Source organism: Sabulibacter ruber (genome assembly GCF_017355955.1).
Lineage (GTDB): Bacteria > Bacteroidota > Bacteroidia > Cytophagales > Hymenobacteraceae > Nibribacter > Nibribacter ruber_A.
This window is the reverse complement of sequence record NZ_JAFFID010000177.1, coordinates 1-253: the sequence shown is the minus strand read 5'-3', so window position 1 is coordinate 253 and position 253 is coordinate 1. Positions and strand designations below refer to the sequence as shown.

Below are 253 nucleotides of genomic sequence, written 5' to 3'. Positions count from 1 at the left end.
ACCGACCGCGCCCAGGCCCGCTTCCACCGCTTCACCGCCGGCCTGCCGTTCGAGAGGATGTGCGAGGCCATCCGCGCCGACGACCTGCATGTCCTGATCTATCCGGAAATCGGCATGGACCCGATGGCCGCGAAGCTGGCAGCCCTGCGGCTGGCGCCGGTCCAATGCGTATCATGGGGGCATCCGGACACCACCGACCTGCCGACGGTCGACTGCTTTCGCGGCAGCGACCTGATGGAGCTGGAAGGGGCCG

The 253-nt window shown here is 68.8% G+C and carries 1 protein-coding gene; it reads left to right on the top strand.

The annotated features are described in order from the left end of the window. Nucleotides 1–253, top strand: a 253-nt coding sequence (locus tag JT719_RS24945; RefSeq protein ID WP_207436476.1) for a hypothetical protein, incomplete at both ends; no start/stop codon positions are given.